The following is a 16,651-nucleotide window of genomic DNA, read 5'->3' as shown; positions in this document are numbered from 1 at the left end:
ACCAAAGAGATGGATCAGGTGAGCGTTGTGTCGGCCGTGCTGTCGTCGGGCAGGAGTTTGGCATCGGCGCCGTCGAAGCAGAGCTCGACCTTCTCGCCGAGGCCAAAACTCTCGCCGGCGAGCGGCGAGCGCACGATCGCGGTCGAGCCGTCTGCGAGCTTCACTTCATATTTCGACCCCGAGCCGAGATAGATCGCCTCGGCGATCGTCCCCGACAGCCGGTTCGTGCCGGCGGCATCCTGGCCCGATCGGCGGATGGCAAGCTTCTCCGGCCGCAGCAGCATGACCGGATTGGCTTCGCCGGCCAGCCGACGGGGCGCGGTGACCGTCTCGCCGGCGACGCTCAGAGCCGTCCCGGTGCCGTCGCTTTTCGCCTCGCCGCGCAACACGGTGGAATCGCCGATGAAGCGGCCGACGAAGAGCGTCGCCGGTTCGTCATAGAGCTGGCGGCCGGTGCCGACCTGCTCGATGCGCCCGCGATTGAAGACGGCGATGCGGTCCGACAGCACCAGGGCCTCTTCCTGGTCGTGCGTGACATAGACGAAGGTGGTGCCGAGCTCGCGATGAATGCGCTTGATCTCGAGCTGCAGCCATTCGCGCAGCTTCTTGTCGAGCGCGCCGAGCGGCTCGTCCATCAGGAGCAGCGGCGGATCGAAGACGATAGCGCGTGCAAGCGCGACGCGCTGCTGCTGGCCGCCGGACAATTCGCTCGGATAGCGATGCGCGAAGTCGCCCATCTTGACCATGTCGAGCGCTCTCGCGACCCGCTTCTTGCGCTCGTCCTGCTTGATGCCGCGCAATGTCAGCGGATAGGCGACGTTGCGGCCGACCGTCATGTGCGGGAACAGCGCGTAGTGCTGGAAGACGACGCCGATATTGCGCTTGTGCGCCGGCACGCCGACGACGCTCTTTCCCCCGACCAAAAGCTTGCCGCTGGTCACGTCGGTGAAGCCGGCGATCACATTGAGCGTCGTCGTCTTGCCAGAGCCGCTCGGCCCCAGCAGCGTCATGAACTCGCCTGGCTCGATCCTGAGCGAGACACCGTCCAGCGCCTTGAAGGACCCGTAGGCCTTGCTGACCATGTCGAGATCGATCGCGGCGCCGCGATTTTCCGCTCTCGGGTTCATAGGCGTCCCTTCCGCTCGCGGCCAAGGAGGAGCATGCCGCCGCCGATCAGGATCGTGGTGGCGAACAACAGAATGGTGCCGACGGCCGCGACCGTCGGGTCGGCATCGCGCGTGATCGAGGAAAATATCTGCACCGGCAACGTCTTGAGATAGGGGTTGGTGATGAAGAGCGACACCACGATCTCGTCGAAGGACGTGGCGAAGGCGAACAGCAACCCCGACAGGATGCCGGGCAGGATCAGCGGCAGCGTCACCGTGCGGAACGTGGTCAGCGCGCCGGCGCCGAGGCTTGCCGCCGCGGTCTCAAGCCGCCTGTCGAACACTTCGAGATTGGCCGAAACCGCGATCAGCACGAAGGGCAGCGCCAGGATCGTATGCGCAAGCACGAAGCCGGTCAGCGTGCCCACGAGCTGCGCATCGAGATAGACGGCATAGATGCCGATGGCCAGAACCACGCCCGGCACGACCATCGGCGTCAGCATCAGCATGCGCAAGAGATTGGCTGGCCGCGCCTTCATGCGGTCGAGGCCGAAGGCGGCGAGCGTGCCGAGTACCGTCGCCAGCACCGCCACCAGCGAGGCGACCTTGAGCGAGTTGAGGAAACTGGAAGACCAATCGGGGTTGGTGGCGAAATTCTGGTACCACTGCCAGGAAAAGCCCTGCGGCGGAAAGGCGAGCGACTTGTTCTCGTTGAACGACATCGGCACCACGACCAGCGTCGGCGCCACCAGCCATATCGCCACCAGCAGGCAGACAAGCCCGAGGACGACGCGCGTGAGCGGCTTCATCTCCATCAGCGTCGCCCTGCTTCCCGATGCCTCGACCGCATCACCGGCGCCGCAAGCGCGAGCAGCACGAAGGTCGCGACCAGCAGCACCACGCCCATGGCGCCACCGCGTCCCCATTGCAGCAGGCTGAGCACCTGCGTCTGCACCAGCGTCGACAGCATGGTCGAGCGCGGTCCGCCGAGCAGCGCCGGCGTGATGTAGAAGCCCAGCGCCAGGATGAAGACGATGATCGCGCCGGCATAGACGCCTGGCAGCGACAGCGGCAGGTAGATGGTGAAGAACGCGCGCGATGGCCGCGCTCCGAGACTCCGTGCCGCCTGCACCAGCCTGAGATCGATCCCCTTCATCACCGAATAGAGCGGCAGGATCATGAACGGCAGGAGCACCTGCGCCATGCCGATGACCACGCCCGTCTGGGTGCGGATCAGGCGGATGCCGTCGAAACCGGCCGATCTCAGCAGCGAGTTGATGACGCCGGAATCCTGCAGCAGGATCACCCAGGAAAGCGTGCGCACCACGCCGCTCACCCAGAACGGGATCAAGACGCAGAGCACAAGGACGAGCCGCGCGCGTGGCCCGACGGCGGTCATCAGATAGGCGTAAGGGTAAGCGCAGAGCACGCAGACCACAGTTACCCAGGCCGAGATCGTAAAGGTGCGCTGGAGCACCGTCAGATTGACGGGTGCGCCGAAGAACCAGGCATAGTTCTGCAGGCCCCATTGCTCCGACAGGCTGCGCAGCACGATGGTGATCAGCGGATAGCCGATCACCGCGGCCAGCAGCACCAGTGCCGGCAGCGTGAGCGCGAACGGCCGCCATGCCCAGCCCGCCCGTTGCGGGGCGGAAGGCGTCGTCGGTTCGAGCGCGCTCACGGACCTCTCCTTCAGCCGGTCAGTTGCCGGCCATCAACGCCGACCACTTCTCCTGTGCCACGGCGAAGTTCGGGACCCAGAACTTGAAGTTCTGCTTGTAGCCCTGCTTCTGGCGCTCAGGCGTGTTGGTCAGGAAGGCGGCGACGGAGGCGTCGACCTTGGGCTGCGCGTCGCTGTTGATCGGCGTGTAGGACGTCTTCTCCGCCAGGATCTCCTGCGACTGCTTGCCGAGATAGGCGTTGAGCAGCGCGTAAGCGGCATCCGTGTCCTTGACACCGACCGGGATCGTCATCTGGTCCATCACCACCAGCCAGTCCTGCCATGCGGGCGCATATTTGGCGCCGTTCTTGACCGCGGTCATGGCGCGGCCGGTCCACATCATCAGCATGTCGGCTTCGCCGGACTCCGCCAATTGCTGCGATTCAGCGCCCGTCTTCCAGAAGATGGTGTCGGGACCGAGCTTGCGGACCACGTCGATGGCCTTGTCGATATCGGCCACCGTCATCGCCTTCGGGTCGCCGCCGGCGACCTTGAAGGCCTGTTCCAGCAGCCCGCCGGTCGGGCTGCCGGAGCCGTCGATCCCGCGCACGCCCGGGAACTTTTCCGTGTCGAAGAAGTCGGCCCAGCTCTTGGGCGGATTATCCTTGTACTTCTCCTTGTTGTACATCAGCACGACGCCGTAGTTCATCGCCGGCACGGAGCATTCGCCGACCTGGCCTTCCGGGATTTTCGAGACGTCGAGCTTGGTCAGGTCGAGCTTCTGGAACAGCTTGCCGCAATAGACGTAAGGCGGCAGGTCGTCGGTATCGACGACGTCCCAGGTGACATTGCCGGATTCGACCTGCGCCTGCAGCTTGGCGATCTCGGTCGGACCGTCATTGAGCAGCTTGACGCCGGACTTGTCGACGAACTCCTTCAGCGCCGCCGCCTGTCCGTCCTGGTAGATGCCGCCATAGGAGACGAGCGTCAGGGTCTTGCCTTTCAGCGAACCCTCCTTGACCTCGCCCGCCACAGGCTTGTCCTGCGCAAAGGCCGCGCCGGTCAGAACGCCGAGCGCCAGAACGGCGCCGATGCCATATCTCGATTTCAACATAACGATAACTCTCCCATTCATGCCCGCGTTTTGATCAGCTACCTGGCGGCGGGCGGTTTCCAGGTCGTGTATTGGTCGAGCTCGGCGCGCGCCGAGGTCGGCGGCGCGATGATCCACATCACTTCGGCCCGGCCGCTGCCGATGTTCTCCGTGCGATGCGGGGTGGACGTGGTGTATTCGACGCTGTCGCCCTCCTCGAGGACATGGCGCGCCTCGCCGAGCGACACCTCGACGATGCCGCGCAGGACGATCAACATCTCATGCGCGTCGCCATGCGTGTATTGGTCGGACCCCGTCGAGCCGCCGATCTCGAACTCCCCGACATAGACTTCCATGTCGCTCAACGGGGGCCGCGACAAGAGCATCTTGCGGCACCCGTCGCTGGGCGGCAGGCTGGGCCGCTCGCTGCGCCGCAGCACGCCGTGATGATTTTGAGCCGTGCTTTCGGCAAACAGCAGCGCGACGCTGACTCCGAGCGCCGAAGCCATCTGGTTGAGCGATGCCGTGCTGGCGCCGGTCAGGCCGCGCTCCAATTGGCTGATGAAGCTGGCGCTGGTGCCGGTCGCCTCGGCCAGGTCGCGCAACGAAAGGCGGCGGGCAAGGCGCAGGCTCTTGAGCCGCATGCCGAGCACCTCTTGCGCGGCTGTTGCGACCGAACCGTTCCTGTCCCCGGTTGAAGCCTGGCCCTTATCGGTAGCCTTGGGCATCTCGTTTGTTCTCCACTGCACACTTTGTACAGTGTCACTGTACAAATGGCAAGCAGCAAGAATCCGCCGCTGCAGGCGGCTTCATAATGGGAGCGAACCGATACTCACCCTTCTGGAATTGAGATCAATTTACCGGCTTGGAATTGACAGGCTGCGGACCTGCCGGCGGCCAAGATCTCGCGGTTCCCCCCTTAACCCGTCTGGTTGAGCCCTTCCAACGTCGTCATCCTCGGGTCTGCGCGTCCGCTTCGCTCCCGCTCCGCCCGTGGCTGACGAAGTTTAGACGTCTCGGCTAATCTCCGGGGCTGCGATGTGCCTGGGTAGTATGCAGCGGCAAGATTCCTGTGTTGAAAACTAGCCCTCGCCGGCCAGGTCGCGGCGCGCCTTGTCGAGCTCTTCGGCGTAGCGGCGCATCAGATGGCTCTCGGTGAGCAGGCCAAGCACGATGCGCTCGTCGAAATCCTCGACCACCGCCAGTTCTTCGGCCCCGGTGCGCTGGAAGGTCTCGGCGGCGGTCTGGACATTCATCGATGGCACCAGCACCGCATCCTTGAACTGGGCGAGCGCACTCACCGGCGTCTCGCCATCGGAGGGATCGCTGTGCAGTTCCGGCACAAGCAGCATGCCGACATACTGGTCGGCCTGTTCGACGGCGATGACGCGCTGGCCGGAGCCGAGCGGGATCTCCTTGCGGAATTCGGAGAGCGTGGTCGAGGCGGGAATGGTGCGGACGTCCTTGCGCATCATCGAGCCGACGGTGAGGCTGCGCATCCAGCCGACGTCATGGGCGCTGCGGATCGTCTCGCCGCGCAGATGGAAACGCCAGGTCGAGAAGGAGTAGCCGAAGGTCTCGCGGACCAGGATCGCCGACATGATCGAGGCGGCCAGCACCACGCCGGTGAGGGTCAGGTCGCGGGTCGATTCCAGCGCCAGGAACGTCATCGTCAGCGGGCCGCCGACGACGCCGACCGCAAGCGAGGTCATGCCGACGACGGCGGCGACCGCCGGATCGATGCCGACGGATGGAGCGGTCAGCGCCATGACGCCGGCGAAGACCTTGCCGAGCAGCGCTCCCAGGAACAGCGAAGCGAAGAACAGGCCGCCGCGGAAGCCCGAGCCGAGCGAGATGGCGGAGGCCGCCAGCTTCATCACGAAGACGCTCGCCACCACCGGCAGCGCATAATTCATGGCGAACTCGCGATGCAGCGCGCCATGGCCGCTGGAGAGCACCTGCGGCGTGACCAGCCCTAGCATGCCGACGAAGATGCCGCCGATGAACGGCCGGACCGACGCGTCGATCGACAGCCGCACGAAGAGACGCTCGACGATGCTCACCAGATGCATGATGGCGATCGAGGCTGCCCCGCCGAGCAGTCCGAGCAGCAGGAACGGCACATACTCGCTGGCGGTCAAATTCGGCAAACCTGACAGCTCCAGCGGGAACGGCACGCCGCCGAACATTTCCGCCGTCAGCGAGGCGGCGATCGCCGCCGTCATAACCGGCGCCACATTGACGACGGAATAGATGCCGATGACCAGCTCGAAACCGTAGAAGGCCCCGGTCAGCGGCGCGTCGAAGGCGGCGGCAATCGCACCGGCCGCGCCGCAGCCGACCAGAATGCGGACGTCGTTGCGGCGCAGCCGGAACGCGCGCGCAAGCCGGGAAGCTACGCCGGAGCCGATCTGCGTATAGCCGGCTTCCAATCCCACCGAGGCGCCGAAGCCGCTGGAAATCATCGTTTGCGCCACGATGATGAAAGTGTCGGTGAGCGACATGCGCCCGCCATAGAGCGCGTTGGCCTCGATCGGGTCGACCGGAGTGCGGAACTTGCGCTTTCTCAGCCAGATGACGGAAAGGCCGAGCAGCAGGCCGCCGATCGCCGGGAACATCGCCTGCACCGGGTCGGCGAGCGAGAACATCGCCGAAAGGCGGCCGCCCGGTTGCACGTCGAACAGCAGCCAATGCATGCCTTGCACCAGCGCGCTCATGCCGGTGACCAGCGCGCCGGCGATGGCGCCGACCATGCCGGCCATCAGCACGATCGCAATGCCGCGCGCCTCGAGCACGGGGATCGAACTGATCAGCACCGCGCGAAGCCGGCGGGCATAGACTTGTGGGTCGTTTCTGGCAGGCAACGGAACGGCTCGCCGGTATGCGAAAGATAAACAACTGCCGTGCCTGATACGCGCGGCGGCCTTGCGTGGCAACCGCAATGCCGACCGCTTGTGGCGCCATTTTGGCGTTGTGCGAATTAGCGTTAAGAACGCTTGCCGCCGCGATAAAGGCGATAGATTTAGTCAGTTAACGGAATGGTCAGCGGGCCGCAGTCGTCCTCCGCGACGAAGATCGCCAGCAGTTCCGCCGGCTCGGTGGCGCTGGCATTCTCGGCGAAAGAATGGATCGCGCCTGGCGCTTCGAACCAGGTCTGGCCTTGACTGTAAGTAACAGCCGGTCCGCCTTCCATCTGCGAACGCAGCGCTCCCTTGATGACGAAGGCCGTGACGGAACCGGGATGGCGATGTCGCGGCGTATAGGCATTGGGCGGAAACTCGACCAGCGCCGTGGTGATCGAATGCCCAGGCACATTCGGCAGCTTTTCGCAGGAGAGCGGGTTCACCGTGGTGGTCGGACGCGCCGTCGCCCCCTCCCCGGCATCAGCCCCCATCATGTGAACATACGCGCCCATTTCGTCAGCGACGGTGGATGCCTTGTTGCTCTGGACTACGGCCATGCCAAGCAACCCCGCAGCGATGGCGGCGACGCCGATCAGGCCGCGTGAAGAAACGTCTTCGATCATGACGGCAACTCCCTCGCTTACTCGGCCAGGCGAAAGCCGGCGCGCCAGCCGAGCTCGGCGAGAGCCTTGTCGGTCGTGATATGGCCGTTCGGCTCCGCGACATTGAAGGCGCCCTGCGTTCCCGCTCGACGGCAAGCAGAGCCGCGTTGGCGGCGGCATCGACATGCACCGCCGGGTCCGCGGCGGCTGCCGCGCCGGTGCCTGGCCCGTAGAGATGACCGTAGCGCAGCACGATGCCGGCAATCGGCGAGGCGCCGAGCACATGCTTCTCCAGCGCAATGACGCCGCCAACGCTGACGGCCCGGCCGCCTTCCGCGCCACTGTCCAAAGGATCGGTTTCGTCGTGTGGCTCGGGTCCCGGCGCGTAGGCCCAGGCGATGCTTTGCGCGACCAGCCGCTTCGCACCGGCAGCCTTCGCCGCTTCGACGAGGTTACGGGTTCCTTCATCGCGTATGCGGGCGTTCCGAGCGATTGCCTCGGCCATTTTCGATGGATCGAGCCCGGCCGGGAGGTCCGTGAGCTGGTGGATGACGATCTCCGGCTTTGCCGCCAAGACAGCCGCGCGCAACCCGCTCGCATCGAACACATCGACCACCACCGGATCGGCGCCGAGCGCTCGAATATCTTCTGCTTTTGCCGCCTGACGCGTCGTCGCCGTCACCCCATGCCCGGCCGTCACCAGCTGCGGCACCAACCGGCGGCCTATCGCGCCCGAGGCGCCCGCAAGAAAAATGCGATAGCCCATCGTCTTTCGCTCCTTGACGCGATAATATCAGAATACGAACAACATATAAGAGCTATGATATTATGCGCAAGGGGAATCCATCCATTCCGTCCGCCGGTGAAGGCAAGCGCGGCGAGCAAGGCTATCTGGGCTATCTGCTGCGCCAAGCGGCTGGCGCCTACCGCCTGAAGGTGGAGCGGGCGCTGGATGAATTCGGCGTGACACAGGCGCAGTTCGCGGCCCTCACCATGATCTCGGCCTATCCCGGCCTATCCAATGCCGATCTGGCCCGGCTCGCGGTGCTGACGCCGCAGACGGTGAGCGTGATTGTCGGCAATCTGGAAAAGGCCGGTTCCCTCCTCCGCCGGCCCCATGCCGTCCACGGCCGTATCCAGCATCTCGACCTTTCGGACAGCGGCCGCGCCTTGCTGAAGAAATGCCGTGAGCGGGTTTACAAATTGGAAGGCGAACTCACCGCCGGCCTCTCCGCCGAGGAGGAGCGCGCCGTGCGGCGCTGGCTGGTCGCCGTCGCGACCGCGGATGCGGCACAGCCGTAAATGCCTCTGACGATCAGGTCGGCGCGCCGCCGTCCGTTTCATAAAGCGTGAGCTTGCGGTCGCCGATGCCGAGTTCCGCCCAGCTCGCGCGCCATTCGGCGATATGCGCCGATTTGAAATGCGCCTCGAGCGCTGCGCGGTCGCTCCAGGCCTCCGAGACATGGATGAGCCCGGCATCCAGCACGTCCTGCGCGTAGGAATAGCCGAGGCAGCCCGGTTCGGCACGGCTCGCCAGGATCATGCGTTGCATGGCTGGCTTTGCCTGGTCGAGCCTGTCGGCTGGGAGCCGGATCGTGCCGGTGATCAGGAGCATCTGCCATCCTTTCGCAAGATCGTGGCAGGTCCCGTAGCCACTCTCCCACCTTCGCGCAAGCTTGGAGGGTTACGGTCAAGGGCCTGCCCTGTGCGTGGCGGCTCTTGATTTGGGAACGATATGGCGATCAGCGAAACACTCCCGTCCGGCCTGGCGGTCAAGAACGGCCGCGACATCTTCTTCGCGCTGGGCATCGTCTTCATCCTGGCAGTGCTGTTCCTGCCGATCCCGGCCTTCCTCATCGATATCGGCCTTGCTTTCTCGATCGCGCTTTCGGTGCTGATCCTGATGGTGGCGCTGTGGATCCAGCGGCCGCTCGACTTCTCGTCCTTCCCGACCGTGCTGCTGATCGCCACCATGCTGCGCCTGTCGCTCAACATCGCCACCACCCGCATGATCCTGTCGCACGGCAACGAGGGCACTCATGCCGCCGGCTACGTCATCTCGGGTTTCTCCAAGCTGGTGATGTCGAGCGACTTCGTCATCGGCCTCATCGTCTTCATGATCCTGATCGTGGTGAACTTCATCGTCATCACCAAGGGCGCCACCCGTATCGCCGAAGTCGGCGCGCGTTTCACCCTCGACGCCATCCCCGGCAAGCAGATGTCGATCGACGCCGACCTTTCCGCCGGCATGATCGACGAGAAGACGGCGCAGCTGCGCCGCCGCGAACTGGAGGAGGAATCCTCCTTCTTCGGCTCGATGGACGGTGCCTCGAAATTCGTGCGCGGCGACGCCATCGCCGGCCTGATCATCACTGCCATCAATATCGTCGGCGGCATCGCTATCGGCTATCTGCGCCACGGCATGGGTCTTGGCCAGGCGGCCGACGTTTTCATCAAGCTGTCGGTCGGCGACGGCCTCGTCACCCAGATCCCGGCGCTCATCGTCTCGCTCGCTGCCGGTATGCTCGTCTCCAAGGGCGGCACGCGCGGCTCAACCAACCAGGCAGTGTTCGGTCAGCTCGGCGCGCATCCGCGCGCGCTCTACGTCGCGGCCTCGCTGCTGGTCATCCTCGGCCTCATGCCCGGCCTTCCGCTGTTCCCCTTCTTCGCGCTTGCCGGCGGCATGGCCGGCCTCGGCTACATCATCCCGCTGCGCCAGAGCCGCGAACGCGCCGCCGCCGAAGCCCTGAAGACGCAGGAGAAGGCGAACAAGGTCGAGGAGGAGAAGAACTCGGTCAAGGCCTCGCTGGTCACCGCCGAGATCGAGCTTCTGATCGGCAAGCAGCTTTCGACCAGGCTGATGGTGGCGCATCAGGAACTGGTGTTCCGCATGTCGAAGATGCGCAAGAAATTCGCCCAGCAATATGGCTTCGTGGTGCCGGAGGTGCGCGTCGCCGACGACTTCGCCATCCCACCCAAGAGCTATCAGATCAAGGTGCACGGCACTGTGGTCGCTGAATACCAGATGCGCGTCGGCGAGATCATGGTGCTGCTCGGCACGCGCGGCGTGCCGGAGATCCCCGGCGAGGAAATCCGCGAGCCGGCCTTCGGCATGCGCGCCTATTCCGTGCTCGAAACCTTCGCCGAGGACCTGAAGCGCGAGAACTTCACCTTCGCCGACAACATGTCGGTGCTGCTCACCCATCTTTCGGAAGTCATCCGCAACAACCTGCCGCAGCTTCTGTCCTACAAGGACATGAAGGCGTTGCTGGAGCGGCTCGATCCGGAATACCGCAAGCTCGCCGACGAGATTTGCACCTCGCACATCTCCTATCCCGGCCTGCAGGCGGTGCTGAAGCTGCTGCTCGCCGAGCGCGTCTCGATCCGCAACCTGCATCTGATCATCGAGGCGATCGCCGAGATCGCGCCGCATGTGCGCCGCACCGAGCAGATCGTCGAGCATGTGCGCATCCGCATGGCGCAGCAGATCTGCGGCGACCTCTCCGAAGGCGGCACGCTCAAGGTGCTACGCCTCGGCAATCGCTGGGATCTCGCCTTCCATCAGAGCCTCAAGCGCGACGCAAAGGGCGAGGTGCGCGAGTTCGATATCGATCCGCGCCAGCTCGAGGAATTCGGCCAGGACGCCACCAAGGCGATCCGCAAGCATCTCGAGGCGGGCGAGCGCTTCGTGCTTGTCACCGCGCCCGACGCGCGTCCCTACGTGCGCATGATCATCGAGCGGCTGTTCACGACGCTTCCCGTTCTCAGCCATGTCGAGATCGCCAAGGGCGTCGAGATCAAGGTGCTCGGGACCATCTCGTGAACGCGCTCTCGCAAGGCGTCGTCATCGCCGCCTTCCTCGCCTTCTGCCGTATCGGCGCCTGCTTTATGCTGATGCCGGGCCTGTCGAGCGCCCGCGTGCCGCTGCAGATCCGGCTGTTCGTTTCGCTCGCCGCTACCGGCGGCCTGCTCGCTTTCCTGTGGGACCGCATCTACCCGTTCGTCGATCCGCGCCCGCAGGTCCTGGCGCCGATGATCGTCTCCGAGCTCCTGGTCGGCGGGCTGATTGGGGCCATGACCAGGCTCTACATGGAGGCGCTGCGTTTCATGGGCTCGGCCATCGCTATGCTGATCGGCTATGGCGGCTCGGGCGGGCCGGCGATCGAGGAGCCGGAACCGCAGGCGGCGCTCGCCGCCATCATCTCGTTCTCGGCGCTGCTCCTGCTCTTCGTCTTCGACTTCGACCACGAGATCGTCAAGGCGCTCGTCGCCTCCTATCAGGTCGCTCCGGTCAACGTGTTCTTCAACCCGCAGGCGGCGCTGGTCGACGTCACCGACACCGTGTCGGACGCCTTCTTCCTGGTCATTCGGCTCGGCAGCCCTTTCGTCGCCTATGCCATCCTGGTCAATCTGACGATCGGCTTCGTCAACAAGCTGACGCCGCAGATCCCGGTCTATTTCATCTCGCTGCCCTTCGTCATCGCCGGCGGAATGATCATCTTCTATTTCGCGGTCGGCACCTTGCTGTCGCTGTTCGTCGACGGCTTCGTCGACCTCACGCTGGCGAGATAGCCATGACCGCGCGAAAGGACCGCCTGAAGAAACTGGTCAAGGTGCAGGAGCAGTTGAAAGTCCTGCACGAAACCCGCCATGCCGGCTTCCTCGCCGCCGCCGTCAAGGCCGAAGCTGAGGCCAGGGACCTGATCGAGCGTTTCGACACCGGCGCCTCGCTGGGCGCTCTCTTTCCGGAAATCTATCATCGCCGCATCACCGGCGCGCTCGAGCGCCAGAAAAAGAACCTGGAAGACGCCCGCCAGGAAGCCGCGTTGATCGCCACCGCGACGGCGCGCACCAATATGGTCGAGCGTGCCTACAAGGACGTGCGCCGCCGCGACGAGCGCGAGCGCTCTGATCGCGAGCGGCTCGATCTCATCACGCAGAAGCGAGTGGACGAAGGCTGACCTCCCGCAAGCCTGCCACAAGCTTGTTCAGTCATTGTGCGGATGACAAAACCGGCAAAGGGCGGACTTTCTTGGCCATTTCCCCACCCAGCGACATCGTCATGGACGTTGCCCGCGCAGCGGAACCGGCCGATGTCGAGACAGCGCGCGCGACGCTCGCGAGAAGAGCGAATGGCGCCTCGGCACCCTTCGCTCTCGATCCATCCGCGACGGTCGATGCCGGCTCCATCCTCTCGCGCGCGGCGGCCGACAAGGCGGAAGCCGCCAATCCGGCGAAGAAGTTCCAGCGCTTCGAGGCGATGGTGCTGACGACCTTCATCCAGAACATGATGCCCAAGGACACCGAGGGCGTTTACGGCAAGGGCCTGGCCGGCGACATGTGGAAGTCGCAGCTGGCCGAAAAGGTGGCCGATGTCATGGCCGCGCATGGCGGCATCGGCATCGCCAAATCGATGCTCGCCGACCATTATCTCGACGGCAAGCACAAGGTGCCGGTTGGCCCTGTTGCCGGGGGGCAGCAGAAAGCCGAGATCGACCAGCAGACCCGGCTTTCGACCTCGATGATCGAGGAGCTTGAGCGCAAAGCCGCACGGTCGATGACCGGCGACGACACAACCATAAAAACGGACATCAAGATCTAGGGACCTACATGGCCGACCAAACGGACCTTTCCAACCTTCCCGCACGCACCAACGCAATGGAGGCGCCCGCCGCCGCACGACCCGGCAACCTCGCCGCCATCATCGGCCGCATCGAGGAAGTCGTGGACGAGGAGACCGCCGGCATCCGCAGCGGAACGGCCTATGACCTCAAGGCCTCGAACGCGCGCAAGAGCCGATACCTCTACGAGCTGAACCGCGCCTTGAAGGGCGCCAACGAGATCGAATTCCTCGAGCAGCATCGCGAAGGCCTGCTGCGGCTGCGCCAGAAGCTGGCCAGGAACGAGGCGGCGATCCTCGCCCATCTCAACGCGGTCAACGAGGTCGCCACGCTTCTGAGGAACGCCATCCAGCGCGCCGATGCCGACGGCACCTATTCGGCCGGCGAGTTCGGAATGGCGCGAGCCTGACAAAGATGATCAAGGCGCAAGGACAGACCCGGTGATAAAGTTCATCGCCGCCGCGCTGTGGATCTGCGCCGTGACGCTCGGCGCGGTCTTCTATTCCTTCCAGGCGGCCGGCCAGCGCGGCACGGCCGAACCGCCGAAGCCGATGCTGGGCGGCCTCGACTACGTCAAGACCGACATGATCTCGGTGCCGTTGCTACGCGACGGCACGATCGACGGCTATTTCCTCACCAAGCTGGTCTACACGGTGGAGCCGGAACAAATAAAGAAGCTGTCGGTCCCGGCGCAGGCGCTGATGACCGACCAAGTCTATTCCTATCTCTATTCCAACCCGCAGATCGATTTCACCAAGAAGGAATCGATCGATCTCGACGTCTTCCGCAAGTCGATCCGAGACACCATCAACAGCCGGGTCGGCGTCGAGCTGGTGCACGAGGTGCTGATCGACCAGGTCAATTTTCTCTCCAAGGACGATATCCGCGACAACGCGCTTCGCCGCCGCAGGAATGCCGGCGAAACCGCGGCGGCGATGACCAAGCCCTTCCAGGCAGCGCCGGAGCATTGACCGCCTGGCCGCCGTCCGGCGGCGACGGGCATGGCCCAGTTCCCTACGCGATATGACGCAAGGTGACCGCGTTGACGTTAACGTCAACTCGAAGCTATATGCGCCTGTGGTCGCGCTGGAGCGCGGCGCGTCTACCTCGCCCAGCGGCCAAGCGCCGGTGCGCGTCAACGCAACCAACGAGGAGAACCGCCATGGGCGTTCAGGAGATTGCCGACAAGATCAAGTCGCGCGTGGCAAGCGCCGGCTTCGAGCATTCCGTCAAGTTCGACACTGGCAGCGACGGCGTCATCGTCATCGACGGCGCGACCGTCTCGACCACCGACGCGCCGGCCGACTGCACGATCAAGCTGTCGCTCGATGATCTGGATTCGCTGATTGCCGGCGACCTCAACCCGACCATGGCCTTCATGGCCGGCAAGCTGAAGGTCGAAGGCGACATGACCGTCGCCATGGCGCTCAGCCAGCTGCTCGGCTGACCTTTCGCAAAAAGCAAAACGCCGCCCGATGGGCGGCGTTTTCCAGGAAAAGTGCGTAGCGGTTTTCCGTCCGGAATTGCGTGAAAACAAAGACTCAAGCGACAAAGCCCGGCACCTGTTCCTTGATCTTGCGGCCGGCGGCCTTGATCGTGCCCGTGGCGCCGTCCAGCGCGCCTTCCTTCAGCTCCCGCGCCAGAAGCCGGTGCCGCTCATAGGGGCCGGGCATGGCAAGCGCTCCGGTGCGGTCGGCCGAGAAGCCGAACCGTCCGTAATAGGGCGCGTCGCCGACGAGCAGGATCGCGCCATGGCCAAGCCGCGCGGCTTCGGCGGTCGCATGCCGCATCAGCGCCGAGCCGATGCCGCCGCTCTTCAATCCCGGCTCGACCGCGAGCGGGCCGAGCAGGAGCGCCGACGGACCGCCCTCGCCCAGCCTCACATCCCACAGCCGCACCGTGCCGACGACCGCGCCCGAGGGATCGCGCGCGACAAACGCCAGGCCTTCCGAGGGCCGGCGGCCGCGCCGCAGCTTCTCGGATGACTTCTTCCTGCGCTTCGGCCCCATGGCGCGGTCGAGCAGCGCTTCGCGTGCAGCAACGTCGCCCGCGCCTTCGCCAAGGATGACGAAGGCAGGCGCCTGGGCGGCTCCCTCGTCCGGCGCGCCGCGCGAGCCAGCCTGTGCCCGGAGGGCCAGGGAGGGCGCCAACGCATTTTCAGGCGAAGTGGAAACCGGTTCGTCGTAAGAAAATGCGCCAAGAAGCACTGCAGTCGAGCCATTCTCCCCCGCGGAGAAAAGCTCAGCCGACGGTCCGGACGAGGGGGCAAATTCGGTGGCCGCAACGGCCGATTTGGTCAGGTATTCCATGTCCGCGATCCTTCACGAGCGGAGATCTGTTCCACAAGCGAGCCCGGGTGGGCGACGGGCGCCCACCTGGGATGATCTGAGCGTACTTTGCGAGCCGCTCAGATCACGTAGGATCGGAGGGGCTCGAAGCCGTTGAAGGCAACCGCCGAGTAGGTGGTCGTGTAGGCTCCGGTGCCTTCGATCAGCACCTCGTCGCCGATGGTCAGCGACAAGGGCAGCGGATAAGGCGTCTTCTCGTACATCACGTCGGCCGAATCGCAGGTCGGGCCGGCGAGCACGCAAGGCGCGGTCTCCGAGCCGTCATGGCGGGTGACCAGCGGATAGCGGATCGCCTCGTCCATCGTCTCGGCGAGACCGCCGAACTTGCCGATGTCGAGGAACACCCAGCGCACATTGTCGTTGTCGGCCTTCTTCGAGATCAGCACGACTTCCGACTTGATGACGCCGGCATTGCCGACCATGCCCCGGCCCGGCTCGATGATCGTTTCGGGCAGCGCGTTGCCGAAATGCTTGCGCAGCGCCGAGAAGATCGCCTGGCCATAGGCCTGGGCCACCGGCACGTCCTTCAGGTAACGGGTCGGGAAACCGCCGCCCATGTTGACCATCTTGAGCACGATGCCTTCCTCGGCGAGCGTCGCGAACACCTTCTTGGCGTCGCCCAGCGCGCGATCCCAGGCCGTCAGGTCGGTCTGCTGCGAGCCGACATGAAACGACACGCCATAGGCGTCGAGGCCGAGGCCCTTCGCATGGCGCAGCACGTCGACGGCCATCGCCGGCACGCAGCCGAACTTGCGCGACAGCGGCCACTCGGCGCCTTCACCGTCGGTCAGCACGCGGCAGAACACGCGCGAGCCGGGGGCGACGCGGGCGATCTTCTCGACCTCCTCGACGCAGTCCACGGCGAACAGGCGGATGCCGAGCTGGTAGGCGCGTGCGATGTCACGCTCCTTCTTGATGGTGTTGCCGAAGGAAATGCGGTCCGCCGGCGCGCCGGCATCCATCGCCATCTCGACCTCGGCAACCGATGCGGTGTCGAAGGACGAGCCCATCGCAGCAAGCAGGCGCAGGATTTCCGGCGCCGGATTTGCTTTCACCGCATAGTAGATCTTGGAATCGGGCAACGCCTTCTCGAAAGCGCGGAAATTGTCGCGCACGACATCGAGGTCGACGACGAGGCAGGGACCGTTCGGACGTCGGGTGGCGAGGAAATCAAGGATGCGCTGGGTGGCCATCGGGGTCTCTCCATAACGCCTTTCGGCGCGCAATAAGGCTGCGGGACGCGGGCTGTCGGCCTCGCGAACACGCGGTGGACAAAGGCGGGACGGAAATCCATGGAACCAGCCGGTGGAGACCCCGG

19 protein-coding genes are annotated in these 16,651 nt (G+C 64.9%); 8 read left to right on the top strand and 11 right to left on the bottom strand.

Annotation, left to right across the window (positions count from 1 at the left end; all coding sequences use genetic code 11):
- Positions 1-14: 14 nt before the first annotated feature.
- From FJ430_RS10180 to FJ430_RS10145, 8 genes are all read right to left on the bottom strand, one after another.
- Complete coding sequence (locus FJ430_RS10180) at positions 15-1,127, bottom strand: ABC transporter ATP-binding protein (RefSeq protein ID WP_140706989.1); 1,113 nt, start codon at positions 1,125-1,127, stop codon at positions 15-17.
- Complete coding sequence (locus FJ430_RS10175; protein ID WP_140706987.1) at positions 1,124-1,921, bottom strand: ABC transporter permease; 798 nt, start codon at positions 1,919-1,921, stop codon at positions 1,124-1,126. Before FJ430_RS10175 ends, FJ430_RS10180 begins: the two co-directional genes overlap by 4 nt.
- Positions 1,921-2,787, bottom strand: a complete 867-nt coding sequence (locus FJ430_RS10170) for an ABC transporter permease (protein ID WP_140706985.1) — start codon at positions 2,785-2,787, stop codon at positions 1,921-1,923. Before FJ430_RS10170 ends, FJ430_RS10175 begins: the two co-directional genes overlap by 1 nt.
- A gap of 19 nt (positions 2,788-2,806) precedes the next feature.
- Positions 2,807-3,880, bottom strand: a complete 1,074-nt coding sequence (locus FJ430_RS10165) for an extracellular solute-binding protein (RefSeq protein WP_140642179.1) — start codon at positions 3,878-3,880, stop codon at positions 2,807-2,809.
- Between the two features lie 38 nt (positions 3,881-3,918).
- A complete protein-coding gene (locus FJ430_RS10160) occupies positions 3,919-4,587 on the bottom strand; it encodes a helix-turn-helix domain-containing protein (protein WP_140706983.1) in 669 nt (222 codons plus the stop codon).
- A gap of 354 nt (positions 4,588-4,941) precedes the next feature.
- Positions 4,942-6,723 carry a chloride channel protein gene (locus FJ430_RS10155; protein ID WP_140706981.1) on the bottom strand — a complete coding sequence of 594 codons (1,782 nt, stop codon included), beginning with the start codon at positions 6,721-6,723 and terminating at the stop codon, positions 4,942-4,944.
- Positions 6,724-6,881: 158 nt separating this feature from the next.
- A complete protein-coding gene (locus tag FJ430_RS10150; RefSeq protein WP_226892131.1) occupies positions 6,882-7,256 on the bottom strand; it encodes a cupin domain-containing protein in 375 nt (124 codons plus the stop codon).
- 22 nt (positions 7,257-7,278) lie between these two features.
- Positions 7,279-8,130 (bottom strand): NAD-dependent epimerase/dehydratase family protein, encoded by an 852-nt coding sequence (locus FJ430_RS10145; RefSeq protein ID WP_226892130.1) that lies wholly within the window; start codon positions 8,128-8,130, stop codon positions 7,279-7,281.
- Positions 8,131-8,192: 62 nt separating this feature from the next.
- Between FJ430_RS10145 and FJ430_RS10140 the strand changes: the two genes are divergently transcribed.
- Positions 8,193-8,666, top strand: coding sequence for a MarR family winged helix-turn-helix transcriptional regulator (locus FJ430_RS10140; RefSeq protein WP_140651566.1), 474 nt, complete (start codon positions 8,193-8,195; stop codon positions 8,664-8,666).
- Positions 8,667-8,679: 13 nt separating this feature from the next.
- Here FJ430_RS10140 and FJ430_RS10135 read toward each other — a convergent pair whose 3' ends face one another.
- Complete coding sequence (locus FJ430_RS10135; protein ID WP_140642191.1) at positions 8,680-8,979, bottom strand: putative quinol monooxygenase; 300 nt, start codon at positions 8,977-8,979, stop codon at positions 8,680-8,682.
- A gap of 120 nt (positions 8,980-9,099) precedes the next feature.
- Here FJ430_RS10135 and flhA point away from each other — a divergent pair, with 120 nt between their 5' ends.
- The 7 genes from flhA (at position 9,100) to FJ430_RS10100 (ending at position 14,432) form a co-directional block, all read left to right on the top strand.
- On the top strand, positions 9,100-11,187 hold the full coding sequence (gene flhA / locus FJ430_RS10130; protein ID WP_140706977.1) for a flagellar biosynthesis protein FlhA: 2,088 nt from the start codon (positions 9,100-9,102) through the stop codon (positions 11,185-11,187).
- A complete protein-coding gene (gene fliR, locus FJ430_RS10125) occupies positions 11,184-11,936 on the top strand; it encodes a flagellar biosynthetic protein FliR (protein ID WP_095766355.1) in 753 nt (250 codons plus the stop codon). The genes flhA and fliR overlap by 4 nt, the downstream gene beginning before the upstream one ends.
- A 2-nt stretch (positions 11,937-11,938) precedes the next feature.
- On the top strand, positions 11,939-12,325 hold the full coding sequence (locus tag FJ430_RS10120) for a hypothetical protein (RefSeq protein WP_140706975.1): 387 nt from the start codon (positions 11,939-11,941) through the stop codon (positions 12,323-12,325).
- Positions 12,326-12,396: 71 nt separating this feature from the next.
- A complete protein-coding gene (locus tag FJ430_RS10115) occupies positions 12,397-12,966 on the top strand; it encodes a rod-binding protein (protein WP_226892129.1) in 570 nt (189 codons plus the stop codon).
- Positions 12,967-12,974: 8 nt separating this feature from the next.
- Positions 12,975-13,394, top strand: a complete 420-nt coding sequence (locus FJ430_RS10110; RefSeq protein WP_140651557.1) for a hypothetical protein — start codon at positions 12,975-12,977, stop codon at positions 13,392-13,394.
- Positions 13,395-13,425: 31 nt separating this feature from the next.
- A complete protein-coding gene (locus tag FJ430_RS10105) occupies positions 13,426-13,956 on the top strand; it encodes a hypothetical protein (RefSeq protein WP_140706973.1) in 531 nt (176 codons plus the stop codon).
- Between the two features lie 191 nt (positions 13,957-14,147).
- Positions 14,148-14,432, top strand: coding sequence for an SCP2 sterol-binding domain-containing protein (locus tag FJ430_RS10100; RefSeq protein ID WP_112096391.1), 285 nt, complete (start codon positions 14,148-14,150; stop codon positions 14,430-14,432).
- 94 nt (positions 14,433-14,526) lie between these two features.
- On the opposite strand, the gene FJ430_RS10095 is transcribed toward FJ430_RS10100, so the two are convergent.
- Together FJ430_RS10095 and odc2 are read right to left on the bottom strand one after the other, a co-directional pair.
- Positions 14,527-15,123, bottom strand: a complete 597-nt coding sequence (locus FJ430_RS10095; protein ID WP_140707054.1) for a GNAT family N-acetyltransferase — start codon at positions 15,121-15,123, stop codon at positions 14,527-14,529.
- A gap of 269 nt (positions 15,124-15,392) precedes the next feature.
- Positions 15,393-16,526, bottom strand: a complete 1,134-nt coding sequence (gene odc2 / locus FJ430_RS10090) for an ornithine/lysine decarboxylase (protein ID WP_095817118.1) — start codon at positions 16,524-16,526, stop codon at positions 15,393-15,395.
- Positions 16,527-16,651: the final 125 nt, after the last annotated feature.

It is taken from the genome of Mesorhizobium sp. B2-8-5 (assembly GCF_006440675.2).
Lineage (GTDB): Bacteria > Pseudomonadota > Alphaproteobacteria > Rhizobiales > Rhizobiaceae > Mesorhizobium.
The sequence above is the reverse complement of the archived record's forward strand: the minus strand, read 5'-3'. Positions and strand labels throughout refer to the sequence as shown.

Excerpts from the sequence above, each read along its gene's own strand:
- FJ430_RS10180 (WP_140706989.1), bottom strand. The coding sequence starts at position 1,127 with ATGAACCCGAGAGCGGAAAATCGCGGCGCCGCGATCGATCTCGACATG.
- FJ430_RS10175 (WP_140706987.1), bottom strand. The coding sequence starts at position 1,921 with ATGGAGATGAAGCCGCTCACGCGCGTCGTCCTCGGGCTTGTCTGCCTG.
- FJ430_RS10165 (WP_140642179.1), bottom strand. The coding sequence starts at position 3,880 with ATGTTGAAATCGAGATATGGCATCGGCGCCGTTCTGGCGCTCGGCGTT.
- FJ430_RS10160 (WP_140706983.1), bottom strand. The coding sequence starts at position 4,587 with ATGCCCAAGGCTACCGATAAGGGCCAGGCTTCAACCGGGGACAGGAAC.
- FJ430_RS10150 (WP_226892131.1), bottom strand. The coding sequence starts at position 7,256 with ATGATGGGGGCTGATGCCGGGGAGGGGGCGACGGCGCGTCCGACCACC.
- FJ430_RS10145 (WP_226892130.1), bottom strand. The coding sequence starts at position 8,130 with ATGGGCTATCGCATTTTTCTTGCGGGCGCCTCGGGCGCGATAGGCCGC.
- FJ430_RS10140 (WP_140651566.1), top strand. The coding sequence starts at position 8,193 with ATGCGCAAGGGGAATCCATCCATTCCGTCCGCCGGTGAAGGCAAGCGC.
- FJ430_RS10135 (WP_140642191.1), bottom strand. The coding sequence starts at position 8,979 with ATGCTCCTGATCACCGGCACGATCCGGCTCCCAGCCGACAGGCTCGAC.
- flhA (WP_140706977.1), top strand. The coding sequence starts at position 9,100 with ATGGCGATCAGCGAAACACTCCCGTCCGGCCTGGCGGTCAAGAACGGC.
- FJ430_RS10120 (WP_140706975.1), top strand. The coding sequence starts at position 11,939 with ATGACCGCGCGAAAGGACCGCCTGAAGAAACTGGTCAAGGTGCAGGAG.
- FJ430_RS10110 (WP_140651557.1), top strand. The coding sequence starts at position 12,975 with ATGGCCGACCAAACGGACCTTTCCAACCTTCCCGCACGCACCAACGCA.
- FJ430_RS10100 (WP_112096391.1), top strand. The coding sequence starts at position 14,148 with ATGGGCGTTCAGGAGATTGCCGACAAGATCAAGTCGCGCGTGGCAAGC.
- odc2 (WP_095817118.1), bottom strand. The coding sequence starts at position 16,526 with ATGGCCACCCAGCGCATCCTTGATTTCCTCGCCACCCGACGTCCGAAC.